The organism is Nitrosopumilus zosterae (assembly GCF_025998175.1).
Classification (GTDB): domain Archaea; phylum Thermoproteota; class Nitrososphaeria; order Nitrososphaerales; family Nitrosopumilaceae; genus Nitrosopumilus; species Nitrosopumilus zosterae.
Genome location: NZ_AP026695.1, coordinates 63,370 through 78,386 on the forward strand (window position 1 = coordinate 63,370; position 15,017 = coordinate 78,386).

The window sequence follows — 15,017 nt, forward strand, 5'->3', positions numbered from 1 at the left end:
TAACATATGGAATATCTTTCAATGCTTCCAGGTCCAACAAATGTACCTAATAGAGTAATGAGAGCAATGCTTGCACCTATTATTAATCACAGAAGTGATGATTTTGTTGAATTATACACTGACGTAGTAGAAAAAACTCAACAAGTATTTGAAACACAAAATGATATCGTTGCTTTATCTGCATCTGGAACTGGTGCTGTTGAAGCTGGTGTTGTAAATTTAGTTAAAAAAGGTGATAAAATCATAATTCCTGTAAATGGAGAATTTAGTAACAGATTAGCACAACTAATTGAAGGACAAGGAGCTAATGTTGTTAAACTACAAACTCCACCTGGAGAAAATGCAACTTTTGATCAAGTAAAAGAAGCATTTGACAATAATAAAGATGTTAAAGCATTCTACGTTGTTCACAATGAAACTTCTACTGGTACAATGGTAAATTATCTTGATAAAGTGTCTGATTTGACATCTAGAAATGACGCATTCTATGTTGTAGATTCTGTTTCATTGCTTGGTGGTGCTCAATTACCAGTGGATAAATGGAATATTGATGTATGTATGACTGGCGCACAAAAAGCAATTGCAGCTCCACCAGGCATTTCACCAATATCTGTTAGTGCTAAAGCCAAAAAATACATGATAGAAAATCCACCACCTACAATGTATTTCAATCTAGCTAGATATTTCAAATATTATGATGAAGAGAAACATACTCCTTTTACACCTGCACTTCCATTACTTTATGCATATAGAGAAGCATTATCGATAATGCTGGAAGAGGGATTACAGAATGTCTTTAATCGCCATAAAATTTGTTCAGATGCATTATACTCTGGATTAAGCGCAATGGGTCTTACTCCATTTGCAAAAGAAGAAGACCGTTCAATCTCAATTGTTGCATTAAATTACTTGGAAGGACTTGAAGACAAAACTTTCAGAAATACACTAGCTAATAAATTCAAAGTGTTAGTTGCAGGCGGATTTGGTAATCTTAAAGGTAAAGTGTTTAGAGTTGGATGTATGGGAGAAGTTAGTCCATATCATGTAATGAGAACCATCTCTGCAATTTCATCTACATTAGCAATGATGGGATATGATGTAGATGCTCAAGCAGGACTAAAAACTGCAGAAGAAAAACTGAAAGCTCTCTAAATCCTGTTAACTTAATATAAGGAAATTCGAGACCGATCACATTGACTTTCGATAAAGGATCATTAATTCTAGTAGACTATACTGCAAAAGTAAAAGACACTGAAGAAATATTTGATACCACTATTGAAGAAGATGCAAAAAAACATTCTATCTATGAAGAAAATGTAAAATATCAACCAAAATTGGTTTCAATTGGAGAAGTTAGTTATCCTGTTCTAAAAGGATTAGATGAAGCACTTGCAAAAACATCAGCTGGTGACAAACTAACAGTTGAAGTTACACCGGACAAAGGTTTCGGTGAAAGAGATTCTGGAAAAGTTAGAATGATTCCACTTAGAAAACTAGGTGAAGATGCAGAGAAAGTTTCCGTTGGTGATACAATAGAAGTTGATAATAAAAGAGGAATTATCCGTTTTATTGGATCTGGTAGAGTACAAATCGACTACAACCACAGATATGCAGGAAAAACTATCTTATTTGATGTAAATGTAATAAAGTCTCTTGATTCTCCAAATGACAAAATTGATGGAATTCTCAAAAATAGATTACCTGTTGAGGATACAAAAATTTCATTTATTTTGAAGGACAAAGAAGTGAACATCACAATTCCTGAAGAAATTTTACGTGCTGATGGATTACAAATTATGAAACATTTCATTCAATTAGATATTTTCAAGTTTGTTCCAACTCTGGAAAAAGTGAACTTCATTGAAACCCATATAAATAAACAAACTCAGGAAAAGAAAGTAGAAAAAACTCCTGAAAAAATAGAAAAAACACCTGAACAAAAAACAGCTTAAATTACTTTAGTACTCTTTGCAAGATTCATTGCTTTTCTTTCTGTCATTTCAATCTCTTTGAGAATTGTGTATCTTTCAGGTCTTAATTCTTGTGCAATTATTAATGCATCAATGATTTGTTCTTCTTTCAAACCGATTTGTCTTGCAGTTATAGGGGCGCCAAGATCTTTGAGAGCCTTTGCAATTTTTCTCCAATCCTGTCCTTGAAGTTTTGAAATCATGATTGAACCCAATCCACACTTTTCACCATGTAATCCTTTTCCTGGTGCAATCTTATCTAATGCATGAGAAAAAAGGTGCTCTGCACCAGAACATGGTCTACTACTACCTGCAATACATGATGCAACTCCTGCACTAATCAGAGCTTCTACAATCACTCTTGCATCTAATCCGTTTTTGGCATATTTCCTTGAATTTTCTATCACAATATTTGCACTCATTAATGCTAAATCTGCTGAATATCTACCGTAATATTCACCAGTTTTTTCATGACCTAATTGCCAATCCTTTACTGCAATTATGTTTGCAATCAAATCACCGCATCCACTTGAAAGCAATCTGGTAGGTGCTTTTTTTATAATATCAATATCTACAAAAACTCCCAAAGGTGCGCTGGCAACAATTGAATGTGGTTTGTCTGTTTTTACTGAAACAAATGGACTTGCCATTCCATCATGTGATGCTGCAGTTGGTACGCTGACAAATGGGATGTCTAAATTAAAAGAAACCATTTTTGCAGCATCTACAGAGCGACCTCCTCCAATTCCAGCAACTATATCGGAATGATCTTTTTTGACATCTTTTTCAATTTTATTTAGACTAGAAATTTGATTATCTTTTGATAAATGCCATACGAATTGAATTTTTTTTGATTTTAGTGATTTTTCAATTTTTTCTTTAAGAATTTTTTTTACATGAATTCCTGAAATGAGTGATACTTTCTTTGGTTTAGTGAGGTTATGGAGAAAACCCCCAAATTCAGAGATATTTTTTTCACCTACCACAATTTGTCTTGGCAATTCCATAGTATGTGATTGCATGCGATCCTGATTTTTTGTCATTATTTATGATTTCAAGTGATCAAAAAGTTATTTAAAAGGGTGAGATGCCACTCACTTTATCTTAAAAGGTGTATTTTTGTCAAATAATGTTGAAGAAAAAATTCTGCACGGGACTACCACTGTAGGTATCAAGGCTAAAGATGGTGTTGTCTTATGTGCCGATATGAGAGCTAGTGCCGGCTATTTTATTGCAAATAACAATACCATGAAAATCCAAAAAATTGACTTACATGCAGGATTGACTCTCGCTGGGGGCGTTGCAGACGCTCAAAATATTGTTGATATTTTACGTTATCATGCAAATCTCCACAGAGTTGAAAAACAAGGCCCAATTTCTATTCATTCACTTTCCAGACTTTGTTCATTGATATTTCATCAAAATAGAGGCTATCCATTTATGGCTGACATTTTAGTTGGTGGTTATGATGCAAATGGTCCTGCTTTATTTAATATTGATATGTTTGGCTCAGTTGAAAAAAAATCATATGTTACAACTGGTAGCGGCTCACCAGTAGCTTATGGTTTGCTTGAAGAAGAATATAGAGAAGATCTCACAGTTGAAGAAGCTAAAAAAATAGCTCTACGAGCTGTTAAAGCCGCAATTGTTAGAAACATCGGAACAGGCGATGGAATTAACATCGCAATAATGGATAAAGACGGATTCCGTCTTTTGACCGATGAACAAAAGAAAGCAGTTATCGAACTTTAGTGATTTAATGCAAAGAAAACAACAACAAAAAGAATTACCTCCTAGTAGCCAGAATATAATGGCAACCATACTGCAAAGTATACCAAAAGAGGCAAGTGTAACAAAAATCGAATACGAAGGACCACGAATTGCTCTTTATACAAACGCTCCTAGATATCTTATGGAAAATAATGAAACAATTTCAAACCTTGTAAATATTATCAAAAAAAGAATTGTTGTAAGAACTGATGAGTCAATTAGAAAACCTGAAGATGAAGCTAGACGAATTATCGCAGAATGTGTTCCAGAGGAAGCAAAACTACAAGGAACAATCTTTGATACTGCAACCGGTGAAGTTTCAGTTGAAGCAAAGAGACCATGGTTACTACAAAGAAACGCAAAAGAGTTCAATCATGCTGAAGTCACCGAAAAAATGGGCTGGAAATTGCGTATTAGAAAAGCAACTACTATACCTTCACGAACAATTCAAACAATTAATGCAACTCTGAAGCAATCTTCTGCTGAGAGAAGCAAACAACTCAAACAAGTAGGCGATGAAATTTTTAGACCCAGACTGTCTCAAAGAACTGAAGTTTCACTTTATACTTTAGGCGGGTTTGGTCAAGTTGGAAGATCCTCCTTATTACTATCTACCCCTGAAAGTAAGATCTTAATTGATTGTGGGATTAATCCCGGTGCTCGCTCTCCAATGGATGCTTTTCCTAGACTGGATTCTCTAGATATTACCCTTGATGATCTTGATGCAATCGTAATTGGACATGCACACTTGGATCATACAGGATTTTTACCGGCTTTATGCAAATATGGCTATAAAGGTCCAATCTATTGTACTGAACCAACTCTTCCTATGATGAATCTCATTCAATTAGATGCAATCAAAGTAGCTTCTGCTCAAGGCAGAACTCCAATTTATTCAGAAAGAGATGTAAAACAAATAATGAGACAGACTATCACTCTCCCCTATGGAACTGTAACTGATATTTCTCCTGATATCAAACTAGTTCTTGCAAATGCAGGCCACATACTAGGTTCTGCTTTATGTCATTTTCATATTGGAAATGGTGATCATAACTTTGTTTATTCCGGTGATATCAAATTTGGAAAAAGTATTTTGTTTGAAGCTGCTAGTTGGAATTTCCCAAGAGTAGAAACATTATTGATCGAAAGTACATACGGACTAAAAGAAGATATACAACCAACCAGACAAGAGGTAGAATCCGCTTTCATTAATGCAGTTAACAATACATTAGCTGATGGAGGCAAAGTTCTAATTCCAATTCCTGCTGTTGGACGTGCCCAAGAGATAATGATGGTAATTGATCATTATATGAAATCAGGAGAAATGATTGAAGCTCCAGTATTTACAGAAGGAATGATCTCTGAGGCATCTGCAATTCATGAATCATATCCTGAATATCTTGCAAAAGAACTAAAACAAAAGATCTTAGAGACTGATGACAATCCATTTGATTCAGAATATTTCACTAATATTGAACATGGAGATGCCAGAGAGGAACCAATGAGAGAAAATTCACCATGTATTATTTTAGCAACATCAGGAATGTTGGAAGGTGGGCCTGTTTTAGAATATTTCAAAAATATTGCACCTGACAAGAAAAATAAAGTATTATTTGTTTCATATCAAGTTAATGGAACTTTAGGAAGAAGAGTTCTTGATGGTTCCAAACAAGCAACTATGTTGGGAAAAGAAGGTAAAGTTGAAGTTGTTACAATCAATTGTGGTGTAGAAAAACTAGATGGTTTCAGTGGTCATAGTGATTATAATCAACTAATGTCATTTGTACAAAGATTGAGACCAAAACTTCGAAGAGTCCTTGTTAATCACGGAGAACGTAAGAAATCAGAAAATCTTGCAATGAATATTAGGCGAATGTACAGAGTACCTGCCCATTATCCTCAAATTCAAGAAGCAATTAAATTATTTTAAATCGTATTCTGGTTTCCAAATTTTTATGTTAGATGGAGCAACAATAATTCTTTCTTCTCCTAATCTTGCAATATCTGCATCAGCAGCTTTTGCAATAGAATACAATTCTTCAACAACCTTTCTTAATTGCTCTACATCTTTCTGAGCTAATGGCGTAACTCTCAAAATCAAAATCATTTCTTTTTTGATGTCTTCTTTTATGGAATGAACATCACTAATGTCTCTAATGGTTATAGCTTTTAGATATGTGGGGCTTTCTTGTTTTTGCATCCTTATTGAAAATGGCGATCTACTCCCTCAAAAACTCTTCCTTAGTTCTAACTAATTTTTAAAAAAATTCACGCCTACATTCTGAATTTAATATAAGATTGCTCTTCTGCACATTGGGAATTAATTTCCTCAGTTAAATTCTCATTTTTCACGGTTACAATACAATCTTGATCTTTTGGTGCATCTGAATATCTTAGTGTTACAGATGCTGCAAATTCTACATGATCTTTTGCATTTTTTCCACGTAAAATTGAAATGGGTCCTAGATGATCTTTGGCTTCAAGCAAAATATCTCCTGGTAATGCAATTGCTTTGATCATTTCATTTTCATCTTTGTTTCTTCCAACAACAAATTTTGTTTCTTCATCTAATCTAAAATGTCTTCCAATTTTCAACAAATCAATATCGTTGATTGTTGGAGTTTCAACATGTTCAAACAAGTCTTTAGCTTTAATTCCAAATTGTGGTTCTGTTAACAAACAACCCCCACCTGCATTAGGTGGATTTTCAATTCCATATTTTTTTGCCATTTCTAATTGATTTCTTCTTGTTCTACCTTTTATCATTCCGAGATTTTCCCTTTTGATCAATCCTTCTTTTTCAGGATCTGTTTCTGGAAGTAATCCGGCAGAAAGTGGTCTTACTATTTTTCCAATCAATCCTGATTCTTTTTCAATAATTCTTAATGCAGGTGCATGTTGACTCATTGGACGTTGTCCTAAAACTTCTCCGGATATGATAAATTCTGCACCGATCTCCTCCATGTATTTTTTTGCAGCATCAAACATCATAGTTCTACAATCAACACATGGATTAAAACCCGCACCAATTCCATGTTTTGGATGTTTTAACATCTCAATGTACTCATCACCAAGATAAACAGTCTTTAAATTAACATTTAGATCATCAGCTCTTTCTCTAATTTCAAAACCGCACCCTCTCCCACAATCAAAATCACAAAAAGGAGTCTTTATTGCAACAGCTGAAACATCAAATCCTTGCTCTTGCATCATACGCACTGCAAGCTGGCTATCTAGACCTCCAGATAACAAAGCAACTACTTTTTTCTTTTCTTTTTCTTCTGTCACAGCGATCAAACTTAATTTTCCATATACAAACTTTACATCATACATAAATTGAGAATGTGTGATATTTTTGTATGAAGCAACGAAGAAAAAATCTTTTAAAATTTGCTCAAAAAATTGATTGTGATACACTAGTTACATTTGAGCCTGAAAATCTGTTCTATATGACTGGATTTTGGGGAGAAGCAATAGGATTACTAGAGAAAAATGGTAAAACCACGATAATTGCTCCAGAATTAGAAGTAGGTAGAGCACAAGAAGAATCTGAAGACTGTGATGTAATCACAGCAGAAAGAGGCACTGGTTTAATATCCTCTTTAATTCAAAAAATCAAAAAAAATCAAGTTTGTACTGATTGTCAGAATTATTCTGTTATGATGTCTCTTAAAAAATCCATTCCAAAAATTACATCATCTACAGAACCATTTTATAATTCACGTATAATCAAAGACGAAAAAGAAATTCAAATTCTCAAAAAAGCATCTAAAATAATAGATGAAATGTTCAATCTATGCTCAAAAAAGATGAAAATAGGTCAAAAGGAATCCGAATTGCAAACAATTCTGATGACATATGCAATGGAACAAGAAATGTTTGACACTGGTTACAAATCTACATTAAATCCTCTGATAATAGCTGGAGGTCCAAATGGTGCACTTCCTCATGCACAAGTAACACAAAGAAAATTCAAAAACGGCGATTTGATAGTAACTGATCTTACTTTGCGATACAAAGGATATGTTTCTGATGCGACTAGAACATTTGCAATTGGAAAAATTTCACAACAAGCAAATGAAGCATATGAAATTGTCAAGGAATCACAAAAACTTGGTATTAAAGCTGTAAAACCTAATGCATACTGTAAAGATGTTGATTTTGCTTGTAGACAATACATTGAAGAAAAAAATTATGGTCAATACTTTATTCATTCTACTGGTCATGGAATTGGATTAGAAGTTCATGAGCTTCCAACAATTTCTTACAAAAGTGAAACAAAATTACAAAAGAATATGGCAATTACTGTTGAACCTGGAATCTATATTGCAAATAAATTCGGAATTCGTATAGAAGACTCATTGATAGTAAATGAAAAACCAATTGTAATGCATAAATTTACTAAAGATTTAGTACAGATTTGAGTCTAATCATAAAAATCTACTAAATCAATGATATGTTTTGAATCTTGATTGTTAGATGTAATTTTTCCTGAAATCTTATTTACATTCCAATCATAATTTAACTCACCTTTGTATGATTCAAAATCTAAGATAAAATGATATTCTTCATCATTTATTTTTGATACTGCTAATTCAACTATAGTTTTTTTATTATCAAAAATTTTTTCATCTGGATATTCTTCATTAATTCTATTTGTTATTGCCTCCATTACTGTTAATCCTGATTCATTTGGTCCGTTGTAGTTCATCAATATATCAACAACCTGTTTTTGTTCCGATGTGAGTTCAGGAAATCTACTTTGAAGATCACTCTTTGTTAATTCGGGAATGGCAAAGATTACAAAGATTGTAATAATTACAAGATAAATTGGTGCTCTTTTACGAAGAAATGATTTAAAATCATTCTTTTTTGGTTTTTCTTCTTTTTTCTTGTTATTTTTTACCATTACTTTTCCTAAATTCAGTGTTTTGCAGTTAAAATTAAAACTTGCCAAGGAAATAGAATTTTTCCATTTTTCTTTGTATATTGTAATGTCTTCTCTTTTACAACCTGTTTCAATTCTTTTCTTTTTGAATAATCTAATTCATTTAACTTCTCTTTTAGTGGTTTTGCAATGTATTTGATATAATTATCCCAATAATCTGTAAATTTTCCAGGACTGTAATGAAAAATAAATTCTTTAACTGAAATTTCTGAGAATCCTGCCTTACTAATTTCTGTGCTTAATGCAGATTTTGTGCCATATCTATCAAGATTTGGAGATCCTGGTGGAACATATTCAGGGATGAATTCTTTTACTGAATCTAAAATATTGCTAAAAAATGGAACTTTATCTCCTCTACCATGAACGGATATTCCTATTTTTCCTGATTCTTTGAGGCTATTTTTCATATTTTTTAATGCTTTATCAGCATTTGGAAAGAAAAACAATGCATATTGACATGTAATGATATCAAATTTCTTTGAAAAGTTAAAATTTTCCGCATCAATATTTAGAAAATCTACATTTGATTTTTTTCCACTCCATTTTTCTGCAATTTTGATTGCAGTGCTTGAAGTATCTACACCTACTACATATCCTGAATTTCCTACTTTTTTTCTAATATTTTTTGTAACAACACCAGTTCCACATGCTATATCAAGTACTGAATCTCCTTTGTTAATTTCCACTAATTCTATTAATTTAGTTGTACTTTGGAATGGTCCTTTACTAACACTTGCCCATCTTTTATGGTAACGTGGTGCTACTTCGTTCCATACTGTAATGTTTCTTTTTTTGTACTCAAGTGATTTTAACAAAGACAACTTTAGATTAATTCCCTCAGATCTGATTTTAATTTCCTTCCTGTCTCATGAAAATATCTATGTTCAATTATCTTTAGAGTTTCTGAAATTTTAAAATTATTTGCATATTTCTTTCCCTTTTTTTCTTCAAGTTCTTTATATTGTGATATTAATTTTTTAAGCTCAGAATTTTTCATTTTAGTTTCTGTTCAATTTCTTTTCTAATTAATTTAACAATCTTTTCTTTTTGTTTCCAACCTGATGATTTTATTTTATTATTATCTATAATTAAGATCTGATTACGATCAGGGTTTTTTTGATATTTGCTACCAATATCATTTGCAATCATAATGTCTGCATTAACATCTTTCATCTTTTTTTGAGCTGATTTGATTAATGCACTTTTTGTTATATTAGATTCTGCTTTGAATCCAACCAACAGTGTATCTTTTTGCAATTTTTTTACTTGTTCAATTATTTTAGGCACTTTTTTGAGCCTGATTGTAAGGCATTTTTTATCACTTTTAATTTTGGATTTTGATACACTTTCTGGAGTGTAGTCTGATGCAGCTGCCGCCATAATAACAACATCAAATTTTTTCTTTAATTCTTTTTTAGTTATATCAAACATCTCTTTACTTGTTGTAACGTTGATAACTTTTGCACCTTTAGAAGGTTTTTGATTTCCTGGTCCGTAAACAATAGTGACTTTTGCTCCAGCAGAAATCAATTCAGATGCTAAAAGAACTCCAGTTTTTCCTGAACTAATATTTGTAATTACTCTTACAGGATCAATGTATTCTAATGTAGGACCTGCAGTAATCAGTATTTTTTTATTTTTTAAAACTGATGAAAATCCAAATTTTTTCAACACTATCTCTAAAACATCCTCTGGTTCTGGTGCTTTTGCTTTTCCTTCAACCATTTGGGGATTAACGAATTGAATTTTATTTTTTAGAAATTCAATATTTTTCTTAACTGCCAAGTTATCATACATTGATTCATGCATTGCTAAACACATCAGAATTGGAATTTTGGATCCAAATCCTACAGTAAGCACTGTTGAAACTGGAGTATCATCAATTCCATTTGCAAGTTTACCAAGTGTATTTGCTGTTGCAGGATATACAATCACTAAATCTGATTGTTTATAATCTGCTAATCTAATATGTTCTAATTCACCAGTAAGTTTTGTTATTACTTCATTTCCAGTAGCCCACTTAAAATAATCTGGTTGTATCAATTTAGTTACCGCATTACTCGTAACACATGTTACATCAGCACCATGTCTCATTAGTAATCTTGCTAATTCAATTGCTTTGTATGCTGCAACACTACCTGCAACACAAAGAACTATTTTTTTCCCTATAAGCTCAACACCTTTTGAAGTAACTATATCAAGTGATGGATGATCTTTTTTCTTTATTTTCTTAACTACCAATTTGCTCACGTAGTTTTTTTAACTCATCATCATCCATAGAAAACCAATTTTCTTCTGCAGGAAACGCTTCTGAATTTACATCTTTTTTGTAATCTTCAAGGGATTTTACAATATCTTCAGACAAATTCATGTATCTTTTAGCAAATTTTGGTTTAATTTTATCATACATTCCAAGTAAATCTTGAACAACTAGAACTTGTCCATCACAACCAACACCTGAACCAATTCCAATTATAGGAACACTGACTGTTTGAGATATTATCTCAGCTACTTCATGACTAACCATTTCTAATGCAATACTGAATACTCCTGCCCTTTCAAGCTTTTTTGCATCTTCTATTAACTTCATTGCAGATTCTTTAGTTTTACCTTGAACTTTGTATCCTTCTGAAAGCATTGTTGTTTGTGGCTGTAATCCAATGTGTCCCATTACTGGAATTCCAATGTCAACTATGGCATTGATTGTTTCAGTCATTATTGAACCACCTTCAAGCTTTACTGCATCAGCTCCTGCTTTGATTAATTTTCCTGAATTATTAATCGCATCTTCTATACTAGATTGGTATGACATAAATGGTAAATCTGATATTAAGAGTGCATTTTTTCTTGCTCTGCTGACTGCTTCTGTAAACATACACATTTGATCCATTGTCACAGGAATTGTATTTTCATATCCTAACATTACCATTCCTGCACTATCTCCAACTAAGAGTACATCAATTCCTGCTTTATCACAGAGTGATGCTAAAGTGTAATCATAACTTGTAATGACAGAAATTTTTTTCTTTTCTTTTTTCATTTTTAAAATATCTAGTACTGATTTATGCAATCTTAGCACCTCTTGTTAGATTTTTTCTTATCTCAAGTATGTTTTCTGAAAGATTTTTTTTATTGTCAAAATCATCCACTATTTTTCTAAGTGAACTGTGATTTTTTTTAGATAATTTCTTTGAGTCATATATTAGCAAATCAATTGCGCGTGTTACATTATCTACAATTGTAATATTTGCAGTTTGGGAAGTTCTAGAAAGAGGATTTAGATCAAATGTAATGACTGTTTTTCCTGCTTTTCTTAGAGCTATTGTTCTATCTCCATCTTCTAATGGTACTACTACAACATCTGCGACAAAAATTCCATTTTTATCAACTACTCTTCTTGCTGAATCAATCCTAGGTAATTTTGTAGATGTACTGATATTCGAACCTAAAACCACCTTTGCACCTGATTTTTTGAGAATCTTGATGATTGCCTGTTTTCTGTTTTTGTTAGCATAAAACAGGTTTACCTCAAGTTTAGCCTTGGTTTGCTTTGATAATTTTACAATTTCTTTAGGGCACAATGCAGCTATATTCCCATTGATAGATATGACTGGTCTTTCTGCTAAAAGAATCTGAGCTGCAGCAGCTCTTATTGCCTTTTTTGCAGACTTTGTTGTTTTCTCGCCTAATAGATAATCAAAAGCTTCCCCTCTGCCTTGTGCTAGCAATCCTTCTTTTGCAACTAAACCATTATCAAATCCTTTCACAAGTTTCTCTCTAATAAGTAATGATTTAGCTCTTGGATGTGATTTAGGAATTAGTGGCATGTAATTTCAATTAATTAAAAAGAACTCTAGCTCCTTGATCATCTAATTCTGATTTTATTATTGAACCATCAGAATATTTATGTAAAATTTCTAAAACATCATTTTCTTTCTCTTTTGAAATCATTGTAAAAACTGTTTCACCAAACAATGCAATTCCACATTTGATATTCTTTTGTGATAATTCATCAACCAATTTTTGCATTCTTGGTGTCATAACATCTACATATTTTGCAAATTCTAAAGACATATCTTGAAAATGTTCATAATTTTTTGATTCTAATAACTTTTTTACCATTTTTCCACCCATGCCATTAATCTGTGATAAACGCTCTCTGATGAACTTATTTGTAGAAATTGGAGAGAAACATATCATTAATATAGTAATTTTATCTGTCAAAATTTTTTCAACACTTCCAATTCCAGGAGCACCTGGTTTAACACGAATTTCAAATCCACCATGATATGAAGCCAAAACATCTCCTAGTCCTGTTTTACAATTTAACTCTGCGTTATGTGCAATTTGTCCAATTCTTGTTTTATCCAATTTAGTATCAAGAGCTTGATCTAGCGCATAAGATAACGATAAAGCAACAGCACTACTAGAACCTAAACCATATCCAACTGGAATCAAAATTTCATGTTCAATGTCAAAAAATGTATCTGAAAATTCTCCAAGCTTTAAAAATTCATTTAAAACATATTCTGATACATCTGTTTTATCTGATTGATATCCTTTTGTTGTAATATGAAAATTTGATTGCTGATTATTTTTTGTATTAATTTTTACTTTTGTAGTTACACCATGTTTAATTGAAAATCCAGCACCCATCGAACCTAAATTTTCTAAATTATTTTGAGAGTCCTCTAAATGAGCTTTGAAAAAACCTGTAATATGAGCAGGACAAAATGCCTTAGCTTCCATTGATCTCAGTTTAAATTTTACACAAAATATAAGAATATGGTTTAAATTAATTAAATTAGTATAAATTGACTAAATTTATTCGACGCCTACAAAAAATTGGAAGTACCATCCTAGTGTCATTGCCAAAAGAATGGATTGATGCAAATAATCTCGATAAATCCAGTCAGGTTGAGATTGAAACTGGACATGATAGTATTTCAATATCTCTAAACAAAGAATCACGTACAACAAAAGAACTAGTTATTTCATATCCATTACCAAAAGAGGAAAACATAGTAGCTGACATTACGGGTGCTTACCTTTTAGGATATGATGTATTCAAAATAAATTCCAAATCCAGCATACCGGGAGAAGATAGAGAAAAAATTCGTAATTCAATGAGAAGACTAGTAGGTATGGAAATCATTGAAGAGGATGCATCTCATATCAATATGCAATTTCTTTTAGATGCAACAACACTTGATCCAGAAAAAATTCTAAAGAGAATGAGTTCAATTGCACTTGGAATGTATGATGACGCATCAAAAGGATTAATTTCAGATGATAAATCTAATTTAGAAACATTATCAAAACGTGATGTTGAAGTGAATCGACAATATTTTTTGTTAGTTCGTTTAATTCGAAGTGCACTTGTTGATAAAAAATTAGCTAACGCATTTAATTTAGAAAATATTGATGTACTTGATTATAGGGTTGCAGCAAATCTTCTTGAGAATGCTGGTGATTCTATAGTTGAACTTTCAAATTTTATTTACAATTCAACTTTATCACAAGAGGATTCAAAAAAGATTTTTGATATGGTAAAAGATTTCAGTATACTTGCAGAAAAATCAATTGACGCATTTACAAAACCTGATAGACTTTTAGCAATTGAAGCAATATCATTACATAAAAAATATGAACAAAATTTAAGTAAATTAAGAATTGCATTAGGAAATAAAAAACAAATTCCAATTGAATTTCTTGATTTAGTCTATATGTATGAAAAAATTGCACAGTCTTGGGCCGACGTTGCAGATCTTGTTAAACCAATCTATAATGAATGATTAGTAAAGTTTCTTTTTGGCTGCATAAGTCAAAACCGCACATATTGTTTTTGAATCTTGAATTTTTCCAGATTTAATTAATTTCAATAGTTTCTTCAAATCCATTTTTGTAACTGACAAAATCTCATCTTCATCTAGTTTCAAATCTGCAATTTTCTTTAATCCTGAGGCTACAAAACAATGAATTACCTCTGTGTTATAACCTATAGATGGATAATATGTAATGAGAGAAGTCATCTTTTTTGCTCTATATCCAGTTTCTTCTTCTAATTCTCTGTAGGCACATTTTATTGGTTCTTCCTTTTTTTCTAAAGTTCCTGCAGGGATTTCTAATACGTATCCATGAGGAAATCTATGTTGTTTTACAAGAATAATCTTTCCATCATCATCAAAAGCAAGCATTGCAGCAGCTCCTCTATGTTCTATCATTTCACGTTTTACTTTCCTTCCTTCTATTTTACCATCATAAACACTAAGGCCTAAAATTTTTCCCTCATAGATCTTCTTTTTCTTCATCTAAAATCTTAGAAATTG

General features: G+C 32.0%; 17 protein-coding genes. 6 read left to right on the forward strand and 11 right to left on the reverse strand.

Annotated features, from left to right (window positions below; all coding sequences use genetic code 11):
- The first annotated feature begins 6 nt into the window (after nucleotides 1-6).
- On the forward strand, nucleotides 7-1,152 hold the full coding sequence (locus OO712_RS00395) for a pyridoxal-phosphate-dependent aminotransferase family protein (protein ID WP_109877520.1): 1,146 nt from the start codon (nucleotides 7-9) through the stop codon (nucleotides 1,150-1,152).
- Between the two features lie 41 nt (nucleotides 1,153-1,193).
- The gene (locus tag OO712_RS00400; RefSeq protein WP_109877519.1) at nucleotides 1,194-1,952 is read left to right on the forward strand and encodes a peptidylprolyl isomerase; all 759 of its coding nucleotides are present in this window, start codon (nucleotides 1,194-1,196) and stop codon (nucleotides 1,950-1,952) included.
- Here the strand turns inward: OO712_RS00400 and OO712_RS00405 are convergent.
- Entirely contained in the window at nucleotides 1,949-3,013 is a 1,065-nt protein-coding gene (locus OO712_RS00405) for a sn-glycerol-1-phosphate dehydrogenase (RefSeq protein WP_109877518.1), read from the reverse strand. The genes OO712_RS00400 and OO712_RS00405 overlap by 4 nt on opposite strands.
- 76 nt (nucleotides 3,014-3,089) lie before the next feature.
- Here OO712_RS00405 and psmB point away from each other — a divergent pair, with 76 nt between their 5' ends.
- The gene (gene psmB, locus OO712_RS00410; protein WP_109877517.1) at nucleotides 3,090-3,722 is read left to right on the forward strand and encodes an archaeal proteasome endopeptidase complex subunit beta; all 633 of its coding nucleotides are present in this window, start codon (nucleotides 3,090-3,092) and stop codon (nucleotides 3,720-3,722) included.
- A 7-nt stretch (nucleotides 3,723-3,729) separates the two neighbouring features.
- Nucleotides 3,730-5,670: a beta-CASP ribonuclease aCPSF1 gene (locus OO712_RS00415; protein WP_109877516.1), complete on the forward strand. Its 1,941-nt coding sequence runs from the start codon at nucleotides 3,730-3,732 to the stop codon at nucleotides 5,668-5,670.
- Here the strand turns inward: OO712_RS00415 and sepF are convergent.
- Together sepF and OO712_RS00425 are read right to left on the reverse strand one after the other, a co-directional pair.
- On the reverse strand, nucleotides 5,662-5,940 hold the full coding sequence (gene sepF, locus OO712_RS00420) for a cell division protein SepF (protein ID WP_109877515.1): 279 nt from the start codon (nucleotides 5,938-5,940) through the stop codon (nucleotides 5,662-5,664). The two genes, OO712_RS00415 and sepF, sit on opposite strands and share 9 nt — an antisense overlap.
- Before the next feature lie 74 nt (nucleotides 5,941-6,014).
- On the reverse strand, nucleotides 6,015-7,028 hold the full coding sequence (locus OO712_RS00425) for a DUF814 domain-containing protein (RefSeq protein ID WP_109877656.1): 1,014 nt from the start codon (nucleotides 7,026-7,028) through the stop codon (nucleotides 6,015-6,017).
- Between the two features lie 71 nt (nucleotides 7,029-7,099).
- Here OO712_RS00425 and OO712_RS00430 point away from each other — a divergent pair, with 71 nt between their 5' ends.
- Nucleotides 7,100-8,164 (forward strand): M24 family metallopeptidase, encoded by a 1,065-nt coding sequence (locus tag OO712_RS00430; protein WP_109877514.1) that lies wholly within the window; start codon nucleotides 7,100-7,102, stop codon nucleotides 8,162-8,164.
- A gap of 2 nt (nucleotides 8,165-8,166) precedes the next feature.
- Here OO712_RS00430 and OO712_RS00435 read toward each other — a convergent pair whose 3' ends face one another.
- Genes OO712_RS00435 through OO712_RS00465 form a run of 7 tightly spaced genes read right to left on the reverse strand, consistent with a single transcriptional unit; the run spans nucleotide 8,167 to nucleotide 13,437 of the window.
- Nucleotides 8,167-8,649: a hypothetical protein gene (locus tag OO712_RS00435; RefSeq protein WP_109877655.1), complete on the reverse strand. Its 483-nt coding sequence runs from the start codon at nucleotides 8,647-8,649 to the stop codon at nucleotides 8,167-8,169.
- A gap of 14 nt (nucleotides 8,650-8,663) precedes the next feature.
- On the reverse strand, nucleotides 8,664-9,509 hold the full coding sequence (locus OO712_RS00440; protein ID WP_109877513.1) for a class I SAM-dependent methyltransferase: 846 nt from the start codon (nucleotides 9,507-9,509) through the stop codon (nucleotides 8,664-8,666).
- Between the two features lie 2 nt (nucleotides 9,510-9,511).
- A complete protein-coding gene (locus tag OO712_RS00445) occupies nucleotides 9,512-9,685 on the reverse strand; it encodes a hypothetical protein (RefSeq protein WP_200829106.1) in 174 nt (57 codons plus the stop codon).
- Complete coding sequence (coaBC, locus tag OO712_RS00450) at nucleotides 9,682-10,938, reverse strand: bifunctional phosphopantothenoylcysteine decarboxylase/phosphopantothenate--cysteine ligase CoaBC (RefSeq protein WP_109877512.1); 1,257 nt, start codon at nucleotides 10,936-10,938, stop codon at nucleotides 9,682-9,684. Before coaBC ends, OO712_RS00445 begins: the two co-directional genes overlap by 4 nt.
- Nucleotides 10,919-11,758 (reverse strand): 3-methyl-2-oxobutanoate hydroxymethyltransferase, encoded by an 840-nt coding sequence (gene panB, locus OO712_RS00455; RefSeq protein ID WP_109877654.1) that lies wholly within the window; start codon nucleotides 11,756-11,758, stop codon nucleotides 10,919-10,921. The genes coaBC and panB overlap by 20 nt, the downstream gene beginning before the upstream one ends.
- Complete coding sequence (locus OO712_RS00460) at nucleotides 11,751-12,515, reverse strand: 4-phosphopantoate--beta-alanine ligase (protein ID WP_109877511.1); 765 nt, start codon at nucleotides 12,513-12,515, stop codon at nucleotides 11,751-11,753. Before OO712_RS00460 ends, panB begins: the two co-directional genes overlap by 8 nt.
- A gap of 10 nt (nucleotides 12,516-12,525) precedes the next feature.
- The gene (locus tag OO712_RS00465) at nucleotides 12,526-13,437 is read right to left on the reverse strand and encodes a pantoate kinase (RefSeq protein ID WP_109877510.1); all 912 of its coding nucleotides are present in this window, start codon (nucleotides 13,435-13,437) and stop codon (nucleotides 12,526-12,528) included.
- A gap of 65 nt (nucleotides 13,438-13,502) precedes the next feature.
- Here OO712_RS00465 and OO712_RS00470 point away from each other — a divergent pair, with 65 nt between their 5' ends.
- The gene (locus tag OO712_RS00470) at nucleotides 13,503-14,483 is read left to right on the forward strand and encodes a phosphate signaling complex PhoU family protein (RefSeq protein WP_109877509.1); all 981 of its coding nucleotides are present in this window, start codon (nucleotides 13,503-13,505) and stop codon (nucleotides 14,481-14,483) included.
- Here the strand turns inward: OO712_RS00470 and OO712_RS00475 are convergent, their stop codons facing one another.
- Nucleotides 14,484-14,999 (reverse strand): NUDIX hydrolase, encoded by a 516-nt coding sequence (locus tag OO712_RS00475; protein WP_109877508.1) that lies wholly within the window; start codon nucleotides 14,997-14,999, stop codon nucleotides 14,484-14,486.
- Nucleotides 15,000-15,017: the final 18 nt, after the last annotated feature.

What these genes read in the sequence shown, in the direction of transcription:
- OO712_RS00460 (WP_109877511.1), bottom strand. Translation starts at nt 12,515, where the DNA reads ATGCCACTAATTCCTAAATCACATCCAAGAGCTAAATCATTACTTATT.
- OO712_RS00465 (WP_109877510.1), bottom strand. Translation starts at nt 13,437, where the DNA reads ATGGAAGCTAAGGCATTTTGTCCTGCTCATATTACAGGTTTTTTCAAA.
- OO712_RS00405 (WP_109877518.1), bottom strand. Translation starts at nt 3,013, where the DNA reads ATGACAAAAAATCAGGATCGCATGCAATCACATACTATGGAATTGCCA.
- OO712_RS00445 (WP_200829106.1), bottom strand. Translation starts at nt 9,685, where the DNA reads ATGAAAAATTCTGAGCTTAAAAAATTAATATCACAATATAAAGAACTT.
- sepF (WP_109877515.1), bottom strand. Translation starts at nt 5,940, where the DNA reads ATGCAAAAACAAGAAAGCCCCACATATCTAAAAGCTATAACCATTAGA.
- OO712_RS00475 (WP_109877508.1), bottom strand. Translation starts at nt 14,999, where the DNA reads ATGAAGAAAAAGAAGATCTATGAGGGAAAAATTTTAGGCCTTAGTGTT.
- OO712_RS00435 (WP_109877655.1), bottom strand. Translation starts at nt 8,649, where the DNA reads ATGGTAAAAAATAACAAGAAAAAAGAAGAAAAACCAAAAAAGAATGAT.
- OO712_RS00415 (WP_109877516.1), top strand. Translation starts at nt 3,730, where the DNA reads ATGCAAAGAAAACAACAACAAAAAGAATTACCTCCTAGTAGCCAGAAT.
- OO712_RS00430 (WP_109877514.1), top strand. Translation starts at nt 7,100, where the DNA reads ATGAAGCAACGAAGAAAAAATCTTTTAAAATTTGCTCAAAAAATTGAT.
- OO712_RS00395 (WP_109877520.1), top strand. Translation starts at nt 7, where the DNA reads ATGGAATATCTTTCAATGCTTCCAGGTCCAACAAATGTACCTAATAGA.